Source organism: Sporolactobacillus sp. Y61, from assembly GCF_040529185.1.
In the GTDB taxonomy this organism is placed as follows: domain Bacteria; phylum Bacillota; class Bacilli; order Bacillales; family Sporolactobacillaceae; genus Sporolactobacillus.
In genome coordinates this window covers 1290844-1308521 of sequence record NZ_CP159510.1, presented here as the reverse complement: position 1 = coordinate 1308521, position 17678 = coordinate 1290844, and the positions used below count along the sequence as shown (strand labels likewise).

The 17678-nt window shown below is 43.1% G+C and carries 10 protein-coding genes and 4 pseudogenes; 7 read left to right on the top strand and 7 right to left on the bottom strand.

What is annotated here, in order from left to right; all coding sequences use genetic code 11:
• Positions 1 to 172: 172 nt before the first annotated feature.
• Positions 173 to 1129 carry a DUF1861 family protein gene (locus ABNN70_RS06375; protein ID WP_353949149.1) on the top strand — a complete coding sequence of 319 codons (957 nt, stop codon included), beginning with the start codon at positions 173 to 175 and terminating at the stop codon, positions 1127 to 1129.
• 254 nt (positions 1130 to 1383) lie between these two features.
• Here the strand turns inward: ABNN70_RS06375 and ABNN70_RS06370 are convergent, their stop codons facing one another.
• Together ABNN70_RS06370 and ABNN70_RS06365 are read right to left on the bottom strand one after the other, a co-directional pair.
• Positions 1384 to 1677 (bottom strand): acylphosphatase, encoded by a 294-nt coding sequence (locus tag ABNN70_RS06370; RefSeq protein WP_353949148.1) that lies wholly within the window; start codon positions 1675 to 1677, stop codon positions 1384 to 1386.
• Positions 1678 to 1976: 299 nt separating this feature from the next.
• On the bottom strand, positions 1977 to 3569 hold the full coding sequence (locus ABNN70_RS06365; RefSeq protein WP_353949147.1) for an alpha-glucoside-specific PTS transporter subunit IIBC: 1593 nt from the start codon (positions 3567 to 3569) through the stop codon (positions 1977 to 1979).
• A gap of 794 nt (positions 3570 to 4363) precedes the next feature.
• Between ABNN70_RS06365 and ABNN70_RS06360 the strand changes: the two genes are divergently transcribed.
• Positions 4364 to 5719 (top strand): 6-phospho-alpha-glucosidase, encoded by a 1356-nt coding sequence (locus ABNN70_RS06360; RefSeq protein WP_353949146.1) that lies wholly within the window; start codon positions 4364 to 4366, stop codon positions 5717 to 5719.
• 347 nt (positions 5720 to 6066) lie between these two features.
• Here the strand turns inward: ABNN70_RS06360 and ABNN70_RS06355 are convergent, their stop codons facing one another.
• The gene (locus ABNN70_RS06355; RefSeq protein WP_353948735.1) at positions 6067 to 7680 is read right to left on the bottom strand and encodes an IS1634 family transposase; all 1614 of its coding nucleotides are present in this window, start codon (positions 7678 to 7680) and stop codon (positions 6067 to 6069) included.
• A gap of 112 nt (positions 7681 to 7792) precedes the next feature.
• On the opposite strand from ABNN70_RS06355, the pseudogene ABNN70_RS06350 reads away from it, so the two are divergent.
• The 5 genes and pseudogenes from ABNN70_RS06350 to ABNN70_RS06330 form a co-directional block, all read left to right on the top strand.
• Positions 7793 to 7885, top strand: a pseudogene (locus ABNN70_RS06350) (hypothetical protein); the annotation flags it as partial.
• A gap of 33 nt (positions 7886 to 7918) precedes the next feature.
• On the top strand, positions 7919 to 8461 hold the full coding sequence (locus ABNN70_RS06345; RefSeq protein WP_353949145.1) for an SIS domain-containing protein: 543 nt from the start codon (positions 7919 to 7921) through the stop codon (positions 8459 to 8461).
• Positions 8458 to 8955: a hypothetical protein gene (locus ABNN70_RS06340; protein ID WP_353949144.1), complete on the top strand. Its 498-nt coding sequence runs from the start codon at positions 8458 to 8460 to the stop codon at positions 8953 to 8955. The genes ABNN70_RS06345 and ABNN70_RS06340 overlap by 4 nt, the downstream gene beginning before the upstream one ends.
• A gap of 29 nt (positions 8956 to 8984) precedes the next feature.
• Positions 8985 to 9488, top strand: a complete 504-nt coding sequence (locus tag ABNN70_RS06335) for a PTS glucose transporter subunit IIA (RefSeq protein ID WP_353949143.1) — start codon at positions 8985 to 8987, stop codon at positions 9486 to 9488.
• Between the two features lie 43 nt (positions 9489 to 9531).
• Positions 9532 to 10386: a Cof-type HAD-IIB family hydrolase gene (locus tag ABNN70_RS06330; RefSeq protein WP_353949142.1), complete on the top strand. Its 855-nt coding sequence runs from the start codon at positions 9532 to 9534 to the stop codon at positions 10384 to 10386.
• Between the two features lie 75 nt (positions 10387 to 10461).
• On the opposite strand, the gene ABNN70_RS06325 is transcribed toward ABNN70_RS06330, so the two are convergent.
• The 4 genes and pseudogenes from ABNN70_RS06325 to lacG all read right to left on the bottom strand — a co-directional run bounded on the left by ABNN70_RS06325 (position 10462) and on the right by lacG (position 17667).
• Positions 10462 to 11493: a lactonase family protein gene (locus ABNN70_RS06325; protein ID WP_353949141.1), complete on the bottom strand. Its 1032-nt coding sequence runs from the start codon at positions 11491 to 11493 to the stop codon at positions 10462 to 10464.
• A gap of 1187 nt (positions 11494 to 12680) precedes the next feature.
• A pseudogene (locus ABNN70_RS06320) lies at positions 12681 to 13839 on the bottom strand (IS3 family transposase).
• A gap of 392 nt (positions 13840 to 14231) precedes the next feature.
• Positions 14232 to 15897 (bottom strand): annotated as a pseudogene (locus ABNN70_RS06315) (IS1634 family transposase).
• A 364-nt stretch (positions 15898 to 16261) separates the two neighbouring features.
• Positions 16262 to 17667: pseudogene (gene lacG, locus ABNN70_RS06310) on the bottom strand (6-phospho-beta-galactosidase).
• Positions 17668 to 17678 lie beyond the last annotated feature (11 nt).

Sequence of the window (17678 nt, the reverse complement as noted above, 5' to 3'; positions counted from 1 at the left end):
ATGTATTATAAACAATGACATAATTCATGTATCATCTTGTAATCTATTTTTGTAATCACAGTCATAAAGGAGGAATAGATTTTCTTCATAACGGTATATTTTTGAAAGCGGTAACAACTGAGATATTGAAATTAATTATTCTTGCTACAATACATGTCAAGAGGCGATCATGATGCGATTAAAAAAGGGCGTAGCAAAAACATGCACCGAACTGCTCAGAGAGTTTCAGCACAGGGAACAACCTTATATTGCTGAAAAAATTGTGTTCAAAAGTTTAGGGAATATGGATGTCTACAATATAACAGCCCCTTTTAAAGATGGGAATGATACAGTTATTGCCGGAAGGGCAGAGCTCAGAAATGATGAGCACTCTCAGATTTATTTTTTCATAAATAAAGACGGTTTCTGGGTCCCTAAACCGGGTGCACCTGTTTTTGAACTTCAAGATCCGTTTATTGCGAGAATAAACGGATTACTGGTACTTGGCGGTGTCGAAATCAGTCCACATCCACACCCCGATGCCAAACACAAATTTATCTGGAAGACGATCTTCTATAAAGGGAAAAACATCGCAAGTCTGAAAAAGTTTGCGGAAGGACCGGTTGGGATGAAAGATATCCGACTCACTGAACTGAAAGACGGTTCTGTCGGTGTTCTGACAAGGCATCAGGGGCACAAGGGTGGATTAGGCAAAATCGGATTTACCAAAATCAGAACTCTGGACGAACTGACGCCGGAAGTGATTGATTCAGCCCCACTGCTGGCTAAGCAATTCACTGATGAAGAGTGGGGCGGAGCAAACGAAGCACACCTTTTTCCCAATGGTTTGTTAGGTATTCTCGGTCATATCGCTCATTTCGATCATGAGGGAAATCGCCATTACTATCCAATGGTCTTTGTCCTTAATCCCGATACTTTGGAGATATCTGATATATCAATCATTGCGACGCGATCAAACTTTTTAAAGGGACCATCAAAAAGACCTGATCTGAATGATGTTGTATTCAGCGGCGGATTGATTCGGGAGGGAAATGGAACCGCTACCTTCTTTGCAGGTACGAGCGATGCAGAAGCCCAGAAAATAACCATGAAGGATCCCTTTAGGGTTTATGAACAAAATGATCTCTAATCATAGTACAACGCTTTTACCCTGACACGGCTTTAATATAATTAAATATCCAGAAGAGGCATAAATCAAATTGAATAGTGTGGGAGAAATTTGCTTCTCTCTCATTATTTTTATTACCTCATGATATAATCATTAAAAAAAGACAGAGCCCCTCCCTGTAAGGGCTTTGTCTTTGATTTAAGCAGGAATCATGACTGTCCATCCCTGGCTCCCTCATAAATCAGGAAGCATTTCTCACTCCGCCGGCCGCCATTTCACATCGTCGCTTTTATCTCAAACTCCGTGTAACCCTGAGGCATACAGTCGTGAATGTCCATATCTTTAACCCGGGCTAAAAAGGTTCCACGTCTGATTTTTCGAACAAATGAATAAACCTGTTCGGGTGATCCTTCAGCAGCTATTTCTACACGTCCGTCATCTCTGTTTCTGATCCACCCATTTATGTGGCACTGAGCCGCCACTTGCTTTGAAAAATAGCGAAAACCTGTGCCTTGCACTCGGCCGGACACCATAATTTGCACACTTTTTATCGGTTCATCTGCTTCCATCTGATCTGCCTTCTTTCATTAATCTAAGCCATCCATGCAAAATTTCTCTTTAAACCATCAATTCATTGCTGACAAATACATTCATCAATTGAAACACTTTCGGATCTCCCCGCAGCTTTTCCAGCTTAATTATCATTTCATTTAATCACATCTTGACTTTGACTCATTCAGAACAGGAAAATGTGCGGCCAGCTGCAAAGTGATTCTGAACCTGAGTAAAATAAAGCCACCCTGCCCTGTGATTATGGAAAGGTGGCTAGCAAAGAATAAACGTAAATTTTTTTCTTGCATCCGATTCGTTACTTAATCCCTTTTTTCAGCAGCTTTTCAAATTCCTCACGTACCTGGGGAACAGAAAGCCCGACTATGACCTGAAAGGCCTTTCCGTGTCGAACAACGCCGTGTGCGCCACCTGCCTTGAATGCTGCGTCCGGCTGAACAAGGGTCTCATCCTTGACAGTGACACGAAGACGAGTGGCACAGTTCGTGACATCCTGAATGTTGTCGAAGCCGCCCAATGCGTCAAGATAGACAGCAGCAGATTCTGTATATTCATTTGCACCAGATATCTGTCCGCCTGCTTTCTTATTCTTATAATCCGCTTTCGTATGGAGCTTTGTTTCTTCATCGTCGGCTTCACGACCTGGTGTCGCAAAGTTGAATTTCAGAATGAGGAAACGGAAAAGGAAGAAATAAATAACCATGAAAATCAATGCGATAATCCATTGTGCGACATAAGTTGTCCAATGATTGGCAAACAATGGAATCCAGTTTTTGGTTGCCATATCAATGATGCCGCTGTCCATACTGCCAACCACACCAAAGAAATACATCGTGGCATCCATAATGCCGCACAGCAGTGCGTGAATCACAAACAATACCGGTGCCGCGAACAGGAATGTAAATTCAAAGGGTTCGGTAATACCTGCCATAACCGCTGTAAGCACGGCCGGAATAAGCAGAGCGAGCACTTTTTTCCTTTTCTCCGGTTTCGCAGTAACATAGAATGCAGCAGCGATGCCGATCGGCGGCCAGATTTTATCATTGCCAAACAAGGCAAAACCGCCTTCCGGGAATAACTCTTTTAACGGTTTCGCTGATTCAGAGAAATTTTGTATATTGGCAAGCCAAGCCTTCACAATACCATCCGGAGTCACTGCAGGTCCAAACATGAACGGAATGTAAATAAAATGATGAAGTCCTGTGGGAATCAGCACCCGTTCAAGAAAACTGTAGATAAAAACGCCGATCACTCCGGATGAAGCCATGAATACTTGTAACGACGCAATCCCGCTCTGTACCATCGGCCACAGCCAGCAAGCCAGTAAAGCAACAGGAAGCATAACGACAAACCCAAGAATCACTACAAATGAGGAGCCCTGAAAAACACCGAGCCATTCCGGAAGTTTTGTGTTAAAGTACCGGTTATGCAGCCAAACAACAATGGCTGATAGAACAATCGCACCCAGAACGCTGGTGTCTAATGTTTTGATACCTGCAATCATCTTCAGGCCGGTCCCCTGTAACTGGGTTGAATCAACATTAAAATTGACGCCAAACGTCTTACCCCAGAATCCGAGAATGGTACTGACAAAATAATTGAAGGTCAGATAAATGACCAGGGACTCCATTGCTGCCCTGCCGTTGGCTTCTTTTGCCAGACCAATCGGCAATCCGACAACAAACAGCAGTTCCATTTGATTAAATACGGTCCATCCACCATTCTGAATAACCATCCAAAATTTGTACCAGAATGTACTGGTATCCGCAATACCGCCAACAATCAGTGGATTTGTCAGCATAATAGATATGGCCAGGATTAATCCTGAAAAAGCAAACAGCAAAACGGGCGTAAACATGGCCCCACCAAAGCGTTGAATTTTCTGCATCATTTGAACCGCCTCCTGATTAATCAATATAATGATATAAAATCCTGTAATTCAACCGGTGACAATTTAATCATAGTTTAAATGTAATCGTTTTCAATCTAATTTCATTAAACGGGGAACAAATCATCACTAAAGAGAAAGTGTCCAGGCACTGGGAATTTTCACAGATCGCCTTACATTATTGATGGGTCTGCAAAGATAAGTGTCTCAATGGCCCATGTATTTAAGTCTGTCGATTGGGTAAAATTCTCACACTGTAGTTATTAACCTATAATTATTAACGAAATGGAAATAAGTTGTTTACTCCAATTAAACTTCATGGTTTCAGATACACCATGCTTCCTGCCAGGATCTTTGACTGACACTCCTGACCGGCAGAGTTCCATGATCATTTGCAAAAATACGTCAGGTGATCAGTCAGATAAGGATGCTGTCTGTCGCTTTGTGAACCAACGACGCTTTCCGCTGCTGTTCCTTTCAGTGATCAAGTGATCAGCCAAAGAGTCAGCCAGTGAATCAACCGACGCACTTCATAACCTCATCACTGATTATCCTTCTCCAAGATGATCTTCCTCAATTCAACTGTGCAAGTTGCATTCTTTATCCGAATCAATGCATTTTAGTATAATCCGTGAACCTGGTGAGAAAATTCCCAGTCAGTGTGACTTTATCCAGAAAAAAAGCGCTTTCCCTAATCTTTCAAAATGTATTGTAACCGTTTCATTATTGAGTAACATGAGAGGTGTAAACGAAAGAGAAACAAAATTCAGTAAGGAAATTTAACTGGAGGGATTACCATGAAAAAGTTTTCAATCGTCATTGCGGGTGGAGGAAGCACCTACACCCCCGGAATTGTCATGACACTGCTCAAACACCTGGATCGTTTCCCGATCCGTCAGTTAAAACTTTACGACAACGACGGCGCACGTCAGAAAGTCATCGCCGATGCCTGCAAAGTTATCCTTCGGGAAAAAGCTCCGGAAATTAACTTTGTCGCCACAACAGATCCGGAAGAAGGCTTTACCGATGTTGATTTCGTCATGGCGCAAATCCGTGTCGGTAAATACGCGATGCGCGACAAAGATGAAAAGATACCGTTAAAATACGGCGTTATTGGTCAGGAAACCTGCGGACCCGGCGGTATTGCATACGGACTTCGTTCCATTGGCGGCGTACTGGAAATCGCTGATTATATGGAAAAATATTCGCCAGATGCCTGGATGCTTAACTACTCAAATCCGGCATCGATCGTTGCCGAGGCTACTCGCCGTTTGAGACCGAACGCGAAGATTCTCAACATCTGTGACATGCCAGTTGGCATTCAGGAACGGATGGCTAAAATTGTCGGCTTAAACTATTATAACGATCTGGAGGTACGCTATTTCGGTTTGAATCACTTTGGCTGGTGGACGGCAGTCCGTGACAAACAAGGTAACGATTTGATGCCGAAAATCCGTGACTATGTTGCTGAACATGGCTATCTGCTTCCGGGGACCAACGAAGAAGCCAGCTGGAAAGCCACTTTCGGTATGGCGAAAAACACCTTTGCTCTTGACCCGGAACGGTTCCCGAATACGTACCTTCAATATTATTTGTATACGAAGTACGAAGCGGAACACATGGATCCGCATCATACACGTACTGATGAAGTACGTGCAGGCCGTGAAAAATTTGTTTTCAGTGAATGTCGCAGAATCGCCAAAAATCAATCCATTGAGGGCCTTAAATTCGAGCCGGATGATCATTCAAATTACATCGTTGATCTATCGCGGGCGATTGCTTACAACACACATGAACGGATGCTTGTCATTGTTGAAAACAACGGAGCGGTTGCCAACTTTGAACCAACAGCAATGGTTGAAGTCCCTTGCATCGTTGGCTCAAATGGTCCGGAACGTCTGGCAATGGGCGACATTCCGCGTTTTCAAAAAGGTCTTCTGGAACAACAAGTCGCTGTTGAAAAACTCGCCGTAGACGCCTGGGTTGAACATTCCTATCTGAAATTGTGGCAGGCACTGACTTTGTCGCATACTGTTCCGGACGCCGCGGTCGCCAAGAAGATTCTGGACGATCTGATCGAAGCTAACAAAGATTTCTGGCCGGAATTGAAAAAAGATGAGAAAGTCAAAGAAATGGAACTTAGTTTAAACTGACCGATCATTGCCATTTTTCAAATACCCTGCTATGATTTTTTAGTAGCAGGGTATTCGAGTATAAAGGTCGTGCATGTACTTTCTCTTTTTATGAAGTTTCAGATAACATGTTTATTACTTGGATCCCCTGCTCATTACTAGTGCCCTGGCACTAAAAATCAGGAGTTCGAGGAGCCAAGATCATAACATGAAGCTTGAGATGCTGATCAATAAGAATTACGACCAATTAAACGAAACCGATTTGTCTACCCTGCATTACATCATTGATCATAAAAAAGAATGTGCAGCTCAGAGCATCACGGAGCTTGCAAAAAGTTGTAAGATTTCTAACCTGAATTCCCGTGAAATTATACCAAGGCAGGCGAATCCACATCAAGGTATTGATAAAGATTCGTCTGTTTCTTTGTCAACTCACCCAAATGGGTGTGACCACCGGGTTGACTGTACTGTTCGATTACGTCCAGTTCATCCAGAAGTTCCTGAATGGTGTACTGTTTGAACAGATGATGATCGCTCATGGCCTTTTTTATGTACGAAAGATAGAACAGGGCAATGAACTGGACGAAAAGTTTGCCTTCCAGATTTTCCTCAGAGGAAACAGAAGTCCGACGCAGGTTCAGTCGTTCCTTTAAATTACCGAAGGCTTTCTCGATCAGATCCTTTGTTCGATAAACTTCCAGTGCCTCAATGGGATCTTTGATTCCATTAGAAATCAGTGCGAAATAACCAAAGTCCCTTTCTGCTTTAGCTATGGCTTCGTTTTTTGGCGTCAGGGAGAGCCCCCTTACGGGCGTTTCCTTCCATTCGTAGTAACGTGAATATAGCTTTTCATGTTCAGGTTCTCTCCTGCCGGACTGCAGCTCTTCTTCCAGACGGTCCAACAGTTTATTGAACGCCATCTTATCGTCGGTTGCCTTTTGGTCATTATAGAAAAGATGAAGGTACAGCCTTTTCTTGCCAGTGATGATTTGCCCGGATCGCTTTTTGACCTCGGTATAGTCCCAGTCGGTCAGGAAAGATTGATAATAGAGATTGCAGTCGGAAGCATAATGAGCACGGGTAATCATGCTCTGACGGACAGCGTTTAACTTTTGACGAACGAATTTCAGTGACACTCGGACACCCATCAAGAATTTGACATGATCCTGATAAAAAGCATTAATATTCTTCTCACTGTAAAAGCCACGGTCCATGACCACTTTCACTTTCTTCTGTTTGAGAAAGTCCACATCAGCGAGCAGTGTCCGTATGGTTTTGACATCAGAAATATTCCCCGGCAGTTTACGATAAGCCACCGGCAGACCGGAGGTCTCTCCATAAAGGAGCGCCAGGTTAATCTGCGGCAGCGGATCATGATCCTTATTCTTACCGTAGCGGACTTGCTTCAGTGCTTTGGAATAGGATGAAACGGAGGTGGTGTCATAAGCCAGATACTCTTCATGGATACGCCGTTTGCTCTGGAGAATAAAGAAATGGTGTTTGGCATTTTCCGTGATTGAGCCAAACAGTTCACTGCTCCTCTGAGAGGGCATATTTTTACCATAGGGATGCACATGGGTTTTCGCCCAGCGGGGAAAACGACTCATCGGATTGCGATCTTCCAGCACCAGATAATAAGCCAGCGAAAGAATCTGCTGATAGGACTTTGGAAAGCATCGCGCCAGATCTTCTGTGATTCCAAGCTTGGCGCCGATGGCGTCAAACAGGTAAGTTGCCCCGTAGAAACGACGCTGATAAGTAACTGACGGAACCGGTCCCCGTTTCTTCTTTTTCTGGTTCAGAAGGTCTTTCAGACCTTCGGTATACTTTTTAGATGGAATCAGTTTCCCAGTTTTCGGATCCAGTTTACCAATACATTTCCGATGGTTTCGTGTCTGTTTTTTCTCCTTGTCCCAATATCCAACGGATTCATATACATAGGTCACACCATTCTTCTTGTTTTTCAAATGAACCAGCGACATCTTCATCCCTCCAAAACATGGTATAATTATACCATGTTTTGGTAAAAAAAGCAAGCGCAAAAAAGCCTGATTCCCTTGATTTATAAGGAATCAGGCTTGATTATTGGTATAAATCTCCGGGAATGTAGGTTCTAAATCTTCTATTCTGCGGACGACCCAGAAACTGGGCTTTTCCGGATTCAGCGAATTTAAATATTCCTTAAAGAATGATCTGGAACCGGACATGGGACATGATTCTATGGATTACATTGAGCAGACGCTCACAAATATACGTAAGACTATGGACCTGTTCAAAAAAAATGATTTAGTGCCGATTTATGAAAAAATTAAATCCGCAAACAAGATTTTTGCTTATGGAACTGGTTGGGCGCAGCAGAATGCGATCTCTGAACTGAAACGCAACTTTCTTAACAGTGGCAAAATCATTGATAACATTGCAGCCAAACGAGAACTGGATATGATTGTTCCCTATCTCAGCGAAGAGGACCTCTTAATCATTATTTCACTGAGTGGCGACATCTCTGATATTATCGATATCATTCGATTTCTCAGTATGAAACATGTCCCGATTCTCTCAATCACCAATACGCAGTTTGATCATAATGAGTTGGCCAATCTCGTTCCGTATAATCTATATTTTCTGGCCACCGAGTACCCGATTCATAAGACCATGCAGGTTTCAGAAGATCCAACGTCTCTTTCGGCCTTGCACGTTCTATGTGAAGCATTCTTCTTTGATTACGTCAGACAAATCTCGACCAGGAGTAGTGATAAAAAATGAAACAGAGAATCCGTGGCTTGCTGATGATTCACCTGTCTTTTAAAAAGCTGTATGGTTTCCTGACTGCCTTCACCTTAATTCTCCCTTTCCTTTACATTGCCTATCTTTTTCTGACCATGTTACGGGAAAAAACCGATTTTCACACACTGTTACTTGCTCATCCGCTCTATTCAGTGATGTTTTTGGCGGTCATGCTGAACATATTATGGGGATACCTTCTGTTCCGGCTGAAACAAGAGTTTGACCATTCAGAAGGCAGAAATTATACGTACGCCTTTCTGGCTCTCTTTTTAATCAGCCAGCTTTTGGTAGGAAATATTGCAATCGCTATCATGGCAGCCTTTGTCATGATGCATACTGAGGCGCGCCTGAGAGATGGTTTCAGACTTCGCAGTCTGGTGCAATACCGCCTTTATTCTGCATCTGCAGCCGGACTGATACTTCTTTCCCTGTTGTGCAGTTTTGCCGTGATACGACTGACATTCTTTGCTTAACATGATGAAAATGAAAAGGAGCGATTCAAATGTTTGGTAAACTATTTCAAAAACAAGCGGTTAAAGAAGAAAAGATTTATGCACCGATCTCAGGTCAATCACAGATGGTAACCGATGTTCCGGATCCAGTATTCTCTGAAAAAATGATGGGCGAAGGGATGGCAGTAACTCCAGACATTCGCACACATACAGTTGTTGCGCCTGTTGACGGGGAAATCATCCAGCTCGCGTCTACCAAGCATGCATTCGGCATTCGCTCGAAGCTAGGTGAAGAAATTCTTGTGCATATCGGTCTGGACACCGTAGAGCTCAAAGGCGAAGGATTTGAAAATCTGGTCAAGACAGGAGATAAAGTCAGGGTCGGCCAGCCTGTTATGAAAGTAGATTTCGATTTTATTAACAAACAGGGGAAGGGCATCGTGGTTCCGATTGTCATCACAAATACAGCTGAAGATAAATTTTCTTTTAAATGGTCGGAATTAGCCCAGGTCACAGCCGGAAAATCAGTCCTTTTTACGTCAAGACTTAAATAGAAGCCTCCAACCCTGCTGCAGGATAATCATAAGGAGGGGTAGAATGAAACTGGCAGCCATTGATTTGGACGGAACTTTATTAAACCAGAATCATACAATCAGTGATGAAAATATGAATGCACTTTCTGCGGCATCCAGACAGCATATTGTTGCAATAGCAACAGGACGGTCCATTATGGATGCCCGGGTCTTGCTTGGAGAGCACACGCACCTGCCTGTGATCGCTTCAAACGGAGCAACAATTTTCGACCAAAAGGGGAAGCCGCTAAGTGAGACACCCCTTTCTCAGGAAACCGCCACTCAATTGATTACGTATGCGGAGAACCGTCATCTCTATTATGAAGCGACATTGGCACATGATTTACTTACCCCCAGTTATGGAATACAGATCCTCCGGGAAGAACTTGACCGAGTCGGAAAACGTCTGACAAAAGAAGGGAAAGAAAAGGCATGGGCTCAGGCGGAAGTTCAATTTACCCAGGCTGGCTGGCAGCCCCGCTCAGAGATAAGCAGGCTGATCAGACGCGGTTATGCCGTATACAAATTACTCATTTTTTCCTTCAATAAGCATGTTCTTACTGATATGAAAGAACAATTTGCGAACTATGAGGATCTGACCTGTACCCCTTCGATTGGATATACGATGGAATTCAATTCGAGTAAAGTCGACAAGGGAAAGGCTATTCTCCAGTTAGCCAGTCACTATGGTGTGAGTCAGAAAGACACCATTGTGATCGGTGACAGTCAAAACGATTTACCCATGTTTCGCGCCGCCGCAATATGCGTAGCTATGGGCAATGCCATCTCTTCGATTAAAGAAATCAGCTCCTGTGTCACGCTCGACTGTAATCACAGCGGTGTCGCATATGCCCTGAAAAATCAGCTGGCATTATTTTAATCCAATAGAAAAAAGCGACCACTCGCGGACTCCGTGAATGGTCGCTTTCCCTTATTGTTTACCGACTGTCTTTTTTCATTGAAACAAAAATTTTACACAGACCGGATTTGGCACAGATAAAGAACTCTGAGGCTCAGATAATAATCCCGTTTCTCCGTTGCGTTTGAAGAGTACAAGATTACTTGAATTTTGATTTGCGACAACCAGAAATTCACCTGACGGATCAAGTTCAAAATCCCTTGGCCATTCGCCTTCTGAAGAACAGAAATCAACAGCCTGAAGTTTTCCTTTTCCGTCATCGACCCGATAAATGCCGATACTGTTATGACCGCGATTGGACACATAAATAAAGTGCCCGTCTGCTGAAATCTTGATTGCTCCTCCCTGATTGTGGCCATTGTAATGATCCGGAAGGGACCTGATCGTTTGTATAAGCGAAAAACGCCCTTCTTCCGGATCCAACTGAAACACAAAGATTTCTGAACTTACTTCGGACAATACATAGGCAAAGGGCTTATCTGGATGAAAGACAAGATGCCTTGGCCCGGTACCGGAAGCAAACGAACAGACATGGCATTGTTGAAATTGTCCATCCAGCAGTTGATACGTTGTCAGCTGATCGGTCCCCAGGTCAACAGTTACAATAAAGCGCTGATCCGGAGTAAAGTCGGCATAATGAACATGTGCCTTCTCCTGACGTTCCGGATCACGTCCATGCCCCAGATGAACAACCGTCGCAAGATCAATCAATTGATTGCCCTTCCACTGATAAGCGGAAGCTGACCCTTTATGATAATTTGCGGCAAGAACCATTGTATCTGAACGGTTAACAGTCACATAACATGGCGGCGCGCCATCTGTCAGGATTTGATCTGTTCTTTTCAACATCCCGCCCTGAATTGAAAAAGCACAGATGCCCCCCTGGTTTTCTTCTTTGATCACCGAGTATAATCGTGTCTGTTCCTGGTTGATGGCGAGATAAGTCGGATTTTCTATATGTGCGGCAAGCGTAGCACAATCCAGTTTCTTTTCTGATTTATCCAGTGAAAATGAGTAGATCCCTTTGCTGTCTCCATTTGTATACGTTCCAATATAACCCAGTGTCATGACACTCACTCCTTCTGACCTGTAAAGTCTTCTCTTTTCATGGTACAAGGCAGAAGCAAATATACAATACTGTTTAACGATATAGGGAATCATCCTGATTTTTGAAAGAGTTTTCAACGAATGAAAATATTCCCAAGTACAGAGACGGTCATTAAGTCATTCACTTTATAGAGTATAAAGTAAATCTGTTCAATCAAGTCAATGGATTGCGGTTACCTAATGCAACAGGATAACACATATTTCTCAGATAACACTTTCCCGCGACCTGCCAATCAACGGCAAAATTAACTAGCAAATGTCTTCGATTCTTGGTCGGCTTTACCATGCCAAGCACATCAATGCCCTCTAATCGGTCAGCGATCAAATCAGTGGCTGCTGAGTAAACCAGCTGTCCATCAGGACGTAGAGCCGCCACGCAGAGCCCGTTTAACCATCTCGGGAATTTAGTTTAGTTCTGTACTGTTTGTAAGGCTTCCATTCATCTGTTATAGTCGGGACAACGTTTGTCAATCGTTGCATTGATCATTAATTCAACTTTCTCTTTGCTGGAACTCAGTAACGAAAAGTTAATCGAAATAAAGGTGGTTCCATCAGACAACCCTAGGGGCAACATCCGAAAAGCTTTATAGTGCCCCTTCTTCGCATGATCAAAGTAATGAACCAGATGCTCGACCTTTTTACTGCGATCACGGTAAAAGGACGAATTATCTACGACCAGCACTCGGGTGTGATTGACGTGTGTAAGTGACTGACTTTAGCGATGGTGAAGACGCTGATTGCCAGCAGAAACCTACGCCAGTCAAACTTCGGATAATTTAAAAAGCGATAGACCGTATCTTTGCCTAGCAAATCTGCTGCCTTATGGCTCTTCAGCAGGTGGAATTAGTTTTTCTGAGTAAAAATCAGACGAAAACAAGTTGGAAGAGAGAGTCGCAGGAAAAGCTAAAAGCCAAAAGACTTAACGATGCCTGCCTGATGAAGATGGATGTAAGTCAATATATTGGACACAAAAAAGTTTAGATTGAGAGCTTGTTGCGTCATTTTGAGCTTGATCTGAATCGCTTGACATGGAGCCTCTACGGGCGATGTTTTTTGGCGAAGGGCGAAAGGGTAAATCTCTTTCGCCTGGCGAGATAGCCTACATCGCTCGCCTCTCCATGTCAAGCGGTGCTCGTGCGGCATGTTGATCAGGCCGTCTTCAAAAACTTGTCTTCTGCTTCCTGAGGCGTCAGATAATCGAGAGAGCTATGTATTCTAGCCCTGTTGTACCAGCCTTCAATGTATTGAAAGAGAGCACGTCTTGCTTCATCGAAATCTTTATAGGTCGTCTGATGAATTTCCTCTTTCTTCAAGGTCGCATGAAAAGATTCAATGCAAGCGTTATCGTACGGGCAGCCTTTTTTACTGGAGGAATGGACGATTTGTTTCTCTTGAATCGCTTTCTCAAATTCATGACTTGTATACTGGGAGCCAAGATCCGTATGCAGGATCAGACCCGGTTCAGGATTTTGATTGACGCAAGCGTTATCTAAAGCCCGCAGGGCGAGCTCCGTGGTCATGCTCCGTGAAAAAGAATAACCAACAATTTTTCGTGTACACAAGTCCATGACTGAGGCCAGGTAGCACCAGCCCTCTTTGATCGTGTGAATATAAGTGATATCAACCACCCGTTTTTGGTTGATTTTTGTGGCTGTAAAATTTTGAGCCAGTACATTTTTTCTGTTCTCAACTGGTCCCTGGTTCGATTGCGGACGATACTTTTTCACAATGATGGAACGCAGATTGGCTCGTCTCATCAGCCGCTGCACGCGTTTGAGGCTGACCCTGAAGCCTTCTTTTCTCAAGCGTTTCTGAATCTTGGGAGCTCCGTATATTCGTTTGCTTTCTGTATAAAGGGCCTGAATGCGCTGCATCAACTCTCGATTCTCACGGGCCAGGCTGGACTCACAGGCACTTTTAGCCTGATAATAAGTACTTCGCGGCATGTCCAGCACTTGGCGTACCGTTTTTATAGGATGTTTTTGTTGCAGGCGATCAATCAACACACACATCTCAGCTGAAGTTACTTTTTTGCGAATATGGCCATAGCTTTTTTTAATATTTCATTTTCCTCCTGAATGCGTCGCGTCGTATCTCTTTCTGAAGCTTCAGGTAATCCTCAGGAGTGAAGGATTTCCCATCTTCTAAAGGAATGGGATTCAGTTTCTTAATCCATTTATAAATCGTCGTTTCCGATACGCCATATTCGCTGCTGAGATCTTTGACCGGAGTGCCTGCCTGGTAGAGCTCCACAATCATCTGCCGAAATTCTTTATTGAATTTTTTGGCCGTCTTTCCGCTGTCCATACGGGACACACCCTTTCGTTAATTCTTAGTTTAACTTAAAATGTGTCCGTAAGACTATCCTAACATCAAGATGTTTAAAGGCATACTGCTTTAATTTCTTTAGGAAATTGATTCTTTGACATGGAATTTGCTATCAAGTAAAGGACACCTTTTCTATTTGGTAATGTGTGGTGACATTTTCACTATATCAAAAAGCAAGGTGTCTTTCTATTGCGTCAGGTCCCCCTAAGTTACAACCTGTGAAGCCCGTCATTCTCCGCATTTACTGGATTTTCAGACTGCGAAAGTTGATAGATTAAAAACTCGACTTCGACAGTTTTTAGGTACACAAAAGTCCGAAAAAAGGCGACAGATAGCCTGTTTTCGGACTTTTAATTTTTATATGTGTGTATCTAGGATTTAAGGTCGATTCGACATATCTTTCGAGGGACCTTTATCCCAAGAGCCTTAATGATTTCATGCTGTTTTGCGGTGATTTCCGTCCTTTGATAGAAGTCTCCTTTTTTTGAAGAAAATTTGCCCAGAACCATCTGATCCATGGTATGTTTCAGTTTTGGCCAGGTTTCACCGGTCTTCAGTTCCGCCAGCCGAATAAGAAGCAGAGCCAGCCAGTTCAGTAAAACGTGCGTCTTAATCCGATCCTCGATCCGATGGTACATCGGTCGAAGACAGAGTGTAGACTTTAAGGTTCGGAATCCATTTTCTACAGCCATCAGGTTCTTGTATCCCAGCGCCACTTCTTCTGCGGACAGGGTATCATCCGATGTTCGAATCAGGTATTTCCCGTCATAACGCGCCGCATCTCGAAGCGCCTGCCGATTAATTCTCAGCTGCCCGTCCTTCAGCTGGCGAAGATAACGACCATAAAGCTTATGTGACCGCAGGGCACAGGCCGCTTTGGTATGCTTCTTTTCAGGCAACTGATGTAAGTCTTCCAGAGCCATCTCCAAATCACGAACCAGTCGTTCCCGCTGTTTCTTATCTTTCTCTGCTTCTTTTGAGTTGTAGGCGAGGATAAAACGCTGCCGCTTTTCTCCGTCCCCGACGACAATCTCCTTAACCTCAAGATGGTTGCGAACCTTTTGATAACGTCCCTTGCGGGACATCGCTTCATCCACAATTTTCTTACCGGAACGCATGGGCTCACCAACAATATAATGCCCTCCGGCACGCTGCAGCGTCGTTAGATTGTCCTCCGTGGAAAAGCCACGGTCCATCACACTGATCACCCGTCCCAGCTTCCAGCCAACTAAATCCTTTTTGGCCTCTTCAACGACTGTTTTATCCGCCGTGTTACCTGGCCAGACCCAGCATCGGATGGGCAAGCCTTCCTTCGTAACGGCCATGCCGATGACCACCTGCAGCAGATCCGGACGTTTGTCTTTGGAATAGCCCAGCTTTCGCAGATTTTCCTTTTCCGGAGCTTTCTGGGGCTCAACCTCAAAGTAGGACGAGGTTGTATCAAAATAGATCAGGTCGACTTCAAGATTCAGTAGATTCGCTGTCGAAAAATAAACCTGTTCCTCCAGCTGGCTGCGCATTTCCAGAAGTAAATCCATGGCACGGTAAAACTGATGGACATGTGCCTCATTGAGTCCAGGCAGTGCCACTTCATCCTGTATCCACTCCTCAAGCCCCAGCTTGCTTGATTGGATCCAGAGCTCGATTGGCTACCGTAGCGAAGATGAGTCGTTCGACGTCGATATCATGTTTACGACCCGCCAATAATTCATGAATGATCTGGTCCATGCTCAGCATTTTCCAGAGCTGATCCAGTGTCCAGACTCCACCCAGCCTTTTGGATGCTTTGAAAGCAAAATCAGCCGCCTGACCAATCTCAGACTGAGCCCGCAGGGCTTCTTCAGGAGAGAGATACCTTGAAATGCTTTCCACCAGCCGACGGAGCGCGTCAACATCCAGTTGATCCTCGCGACCGAACGAATAAATCACCCTTGCTTTGGCATATTTGGCCTTGGAATCCCACTCATTTTGAGCCAGCTGCAGATAGGCTACTGTACGACCATCTTTATTTTTTCGAGAAACCCTTCGTAAGTACATGCCTATATTATATTACAGGTGAGTTTCAACATCAAGCATGGTTATCCACAGATGTGTGCCTATGGATAACTTTTAGATGACCTATTATACACATGTGGATAATTTAAAAAAATTCCTAGGACACGGGATTCCCTAAATCGATCACTTAAAAGATTGTGCCTACAACTGTCGAAGTCGAGAAAAAGGAAAGCATTTAAAAAGGCCCGGAAGTCGAAGTCCAATAATTTATCAGATTTCACCCACCGAGTAAAAAAGTAATATATGATTATAATTTATTGAGAATTAATCAATAATTATCTCACTTTTCATTCAATTTATGAATTATAAATTTTATTAAAAGAGGGGTACATCATGTGTTCATTGGTTATTCATAAATGGTTTTCGATAATTTATGAAACCAGTAAGCACTCTTCTTCGGATATCTTTTTTGAGATTCAAAGTCAACATAAAACAGACCATATCTTTTATTATAACCATTTGCCCAGGAAAACATGTCCTGCAGTGACCAAACAAAGTATCCGTTTACGTTAACTCCGTCATCAATCGCCTGTTTTATTTTTTCCAGATGTTGTTTGATATAATCTATTCTAGGTTGATCATCTATTGGCGTATGCTCATCTATGAACTGATCCTTGTATCCCATACCATTTTCGGTAATGTAAATTTTATTATAATTTGGATAGCGTTCCTTAATCTTTATTAACATATCATACAGACCCTGAGGATATATGTTCCAATCCCAGTCAGTAGTTGGGATATCTTTGTTACTAACATTTTCTCCAATACCCTTCAGTCGGAAAACAGAGGTTCCTTTACTGCCTGTACCATTATGAAATATTTTACTCTCTCCATCATAAGCCTTTGTGAATCTGCTTTGATAATAGTTCATCCCCAGAAAATCAATTTGCTCCGCAGCACGTGATATTTGCTCCTGATCACCATCTTGAAAATAAAGCGAAGCATTATTCTTATCCAGTATCTCCTGAATAAGTGTCATTGTGTCTTTACCATAGTGACCCTTAAATGTACCATCCAGCAGAAAGTACAAGTTAAACGCATTTTGAAGATCCGCTGCATACTGATCTTTTGCAGAGTTAACGATTGGATAAACAGGTTCTAGAACGTGCACGATTCCTATTTCTCCAGGTATGTTCATTGTCTTGAACTCGTTAACTACTTTTGCATGTGCCAATATTAGGTTATGTTCACATTGAATAGCCTTTTCAATATTATATTTCTCACAAGGAGGGAATACTCCAGTTACATATTGTCCATTCGTTAATGAAATAGGTTCATTAATTGTGATCCATTTTTTCACCTTACTACTGAATTCCTTAAAACAGAATTTGGCATACTCTACGAAATAATCTATATTTTTTCGATTTAGCCAATCTCCTGTTTTATACAATTCATATGGGGAGTCAAAATGATGTAAGGTTACGAAGGGTTCCACACCAAATTTCAGGCAAGTATCAATTAATTGGTGGTAATAATCCACTCCCCGTTGTTCTATTTTGCCATATCCCTTGGGAAAAATCCGTGTCCAAGATATAGAAATACGGATTGCATTTAAGCCAAAATCATGTGCTAACTTTATATCTTCAGCATATTTATGATAAAAATCGCTCGCCGGATCGGGATCATACATACCCTTTTCTTTTAAATAATCATCCCAAACGTTTTTCCTTTACCATCTATTCTGGTCGCTCCTTCACACTGATAAGCTGCTGTCGCACCGCCCAATATAAAACCTTTCGGTAAGTCTATCATAAAATCACTCC

Excerpts from the sequence above, each read along its gene's own strand:
- ABNN70_RS06375 (WP_353949149.1), top strand. The coding sequence starts at position 173 with ATGCGATTAAAAAAGGGCGTAGCAAAAACATGCACCGAACTGCTCAGA.
- ABNN70_RS06370 (WP_353949148.1), bottom strand. The coding sequence starts at position 1,677 with ATGGAAGCAGATGAACCGATAAAAAGTGTGCAAATTATGGTGTCCGGC.
- ABNN70_RS06365 (WP_353949147.1), bottom strand. The coding sequence starts at position 3,569 with ATGATGCAGAAAATTCAACGCTTTGGTGGGGCCATGTTTACGCCCGTT.
- ABNN70_RS06360 (WP_353949146.1), top strand. The coding sequence starts at position 4,364 with ATGAAAAAGTTTTCAATCGTCATTGCGGGTGGAGGAAGCACCTACACC.
- ABNN70_RS06355 (WP_353948735.1), bottom strand. The coding sequence starts at position 7,680 with ATGTCGCTGGTTCATTTGAAAAACAAGAAGAATGGTGTGACCTATGTA.
- ABNN70_RS06345 (WP_353949145.1), top strand. The coding sequence starts at position 7,919 with ATGGATTACATTGAGCAGACGCTCACAAATATACGTAAGACTATGGAC.
- ABNN70_RS06340 (WP_353949144.1), top strand. The coding sequence starts at position 8,458 with ATGAAACAGAGAATCCGTGGCTTGCTGATGATTCACCTGTCTTTTAAA.
- ABNN70_RS06335 (WP_353949143.1), top strand. The coding sequence starts at position 8,985 with ATGTTTGGTAAACTATTTCAAAAACAAGCGGTTAAAGAAGAAAAGATT.
- ABNN70_RS06330 (WP_353949142.1), top strand. The coding sequence starts at position 9,532 with ATGAAACTGGCAGCCATTGATTTGGACGGAACTTTATTAAACCAGAAT.
- ABNN70_RS06325 (WP_353949141.1), bottom strand. The coding sequence starts at position 11,493 with ATGACACTGGGTTATATTGGAACGTATACAAATGGAGACAGCAAAGGG.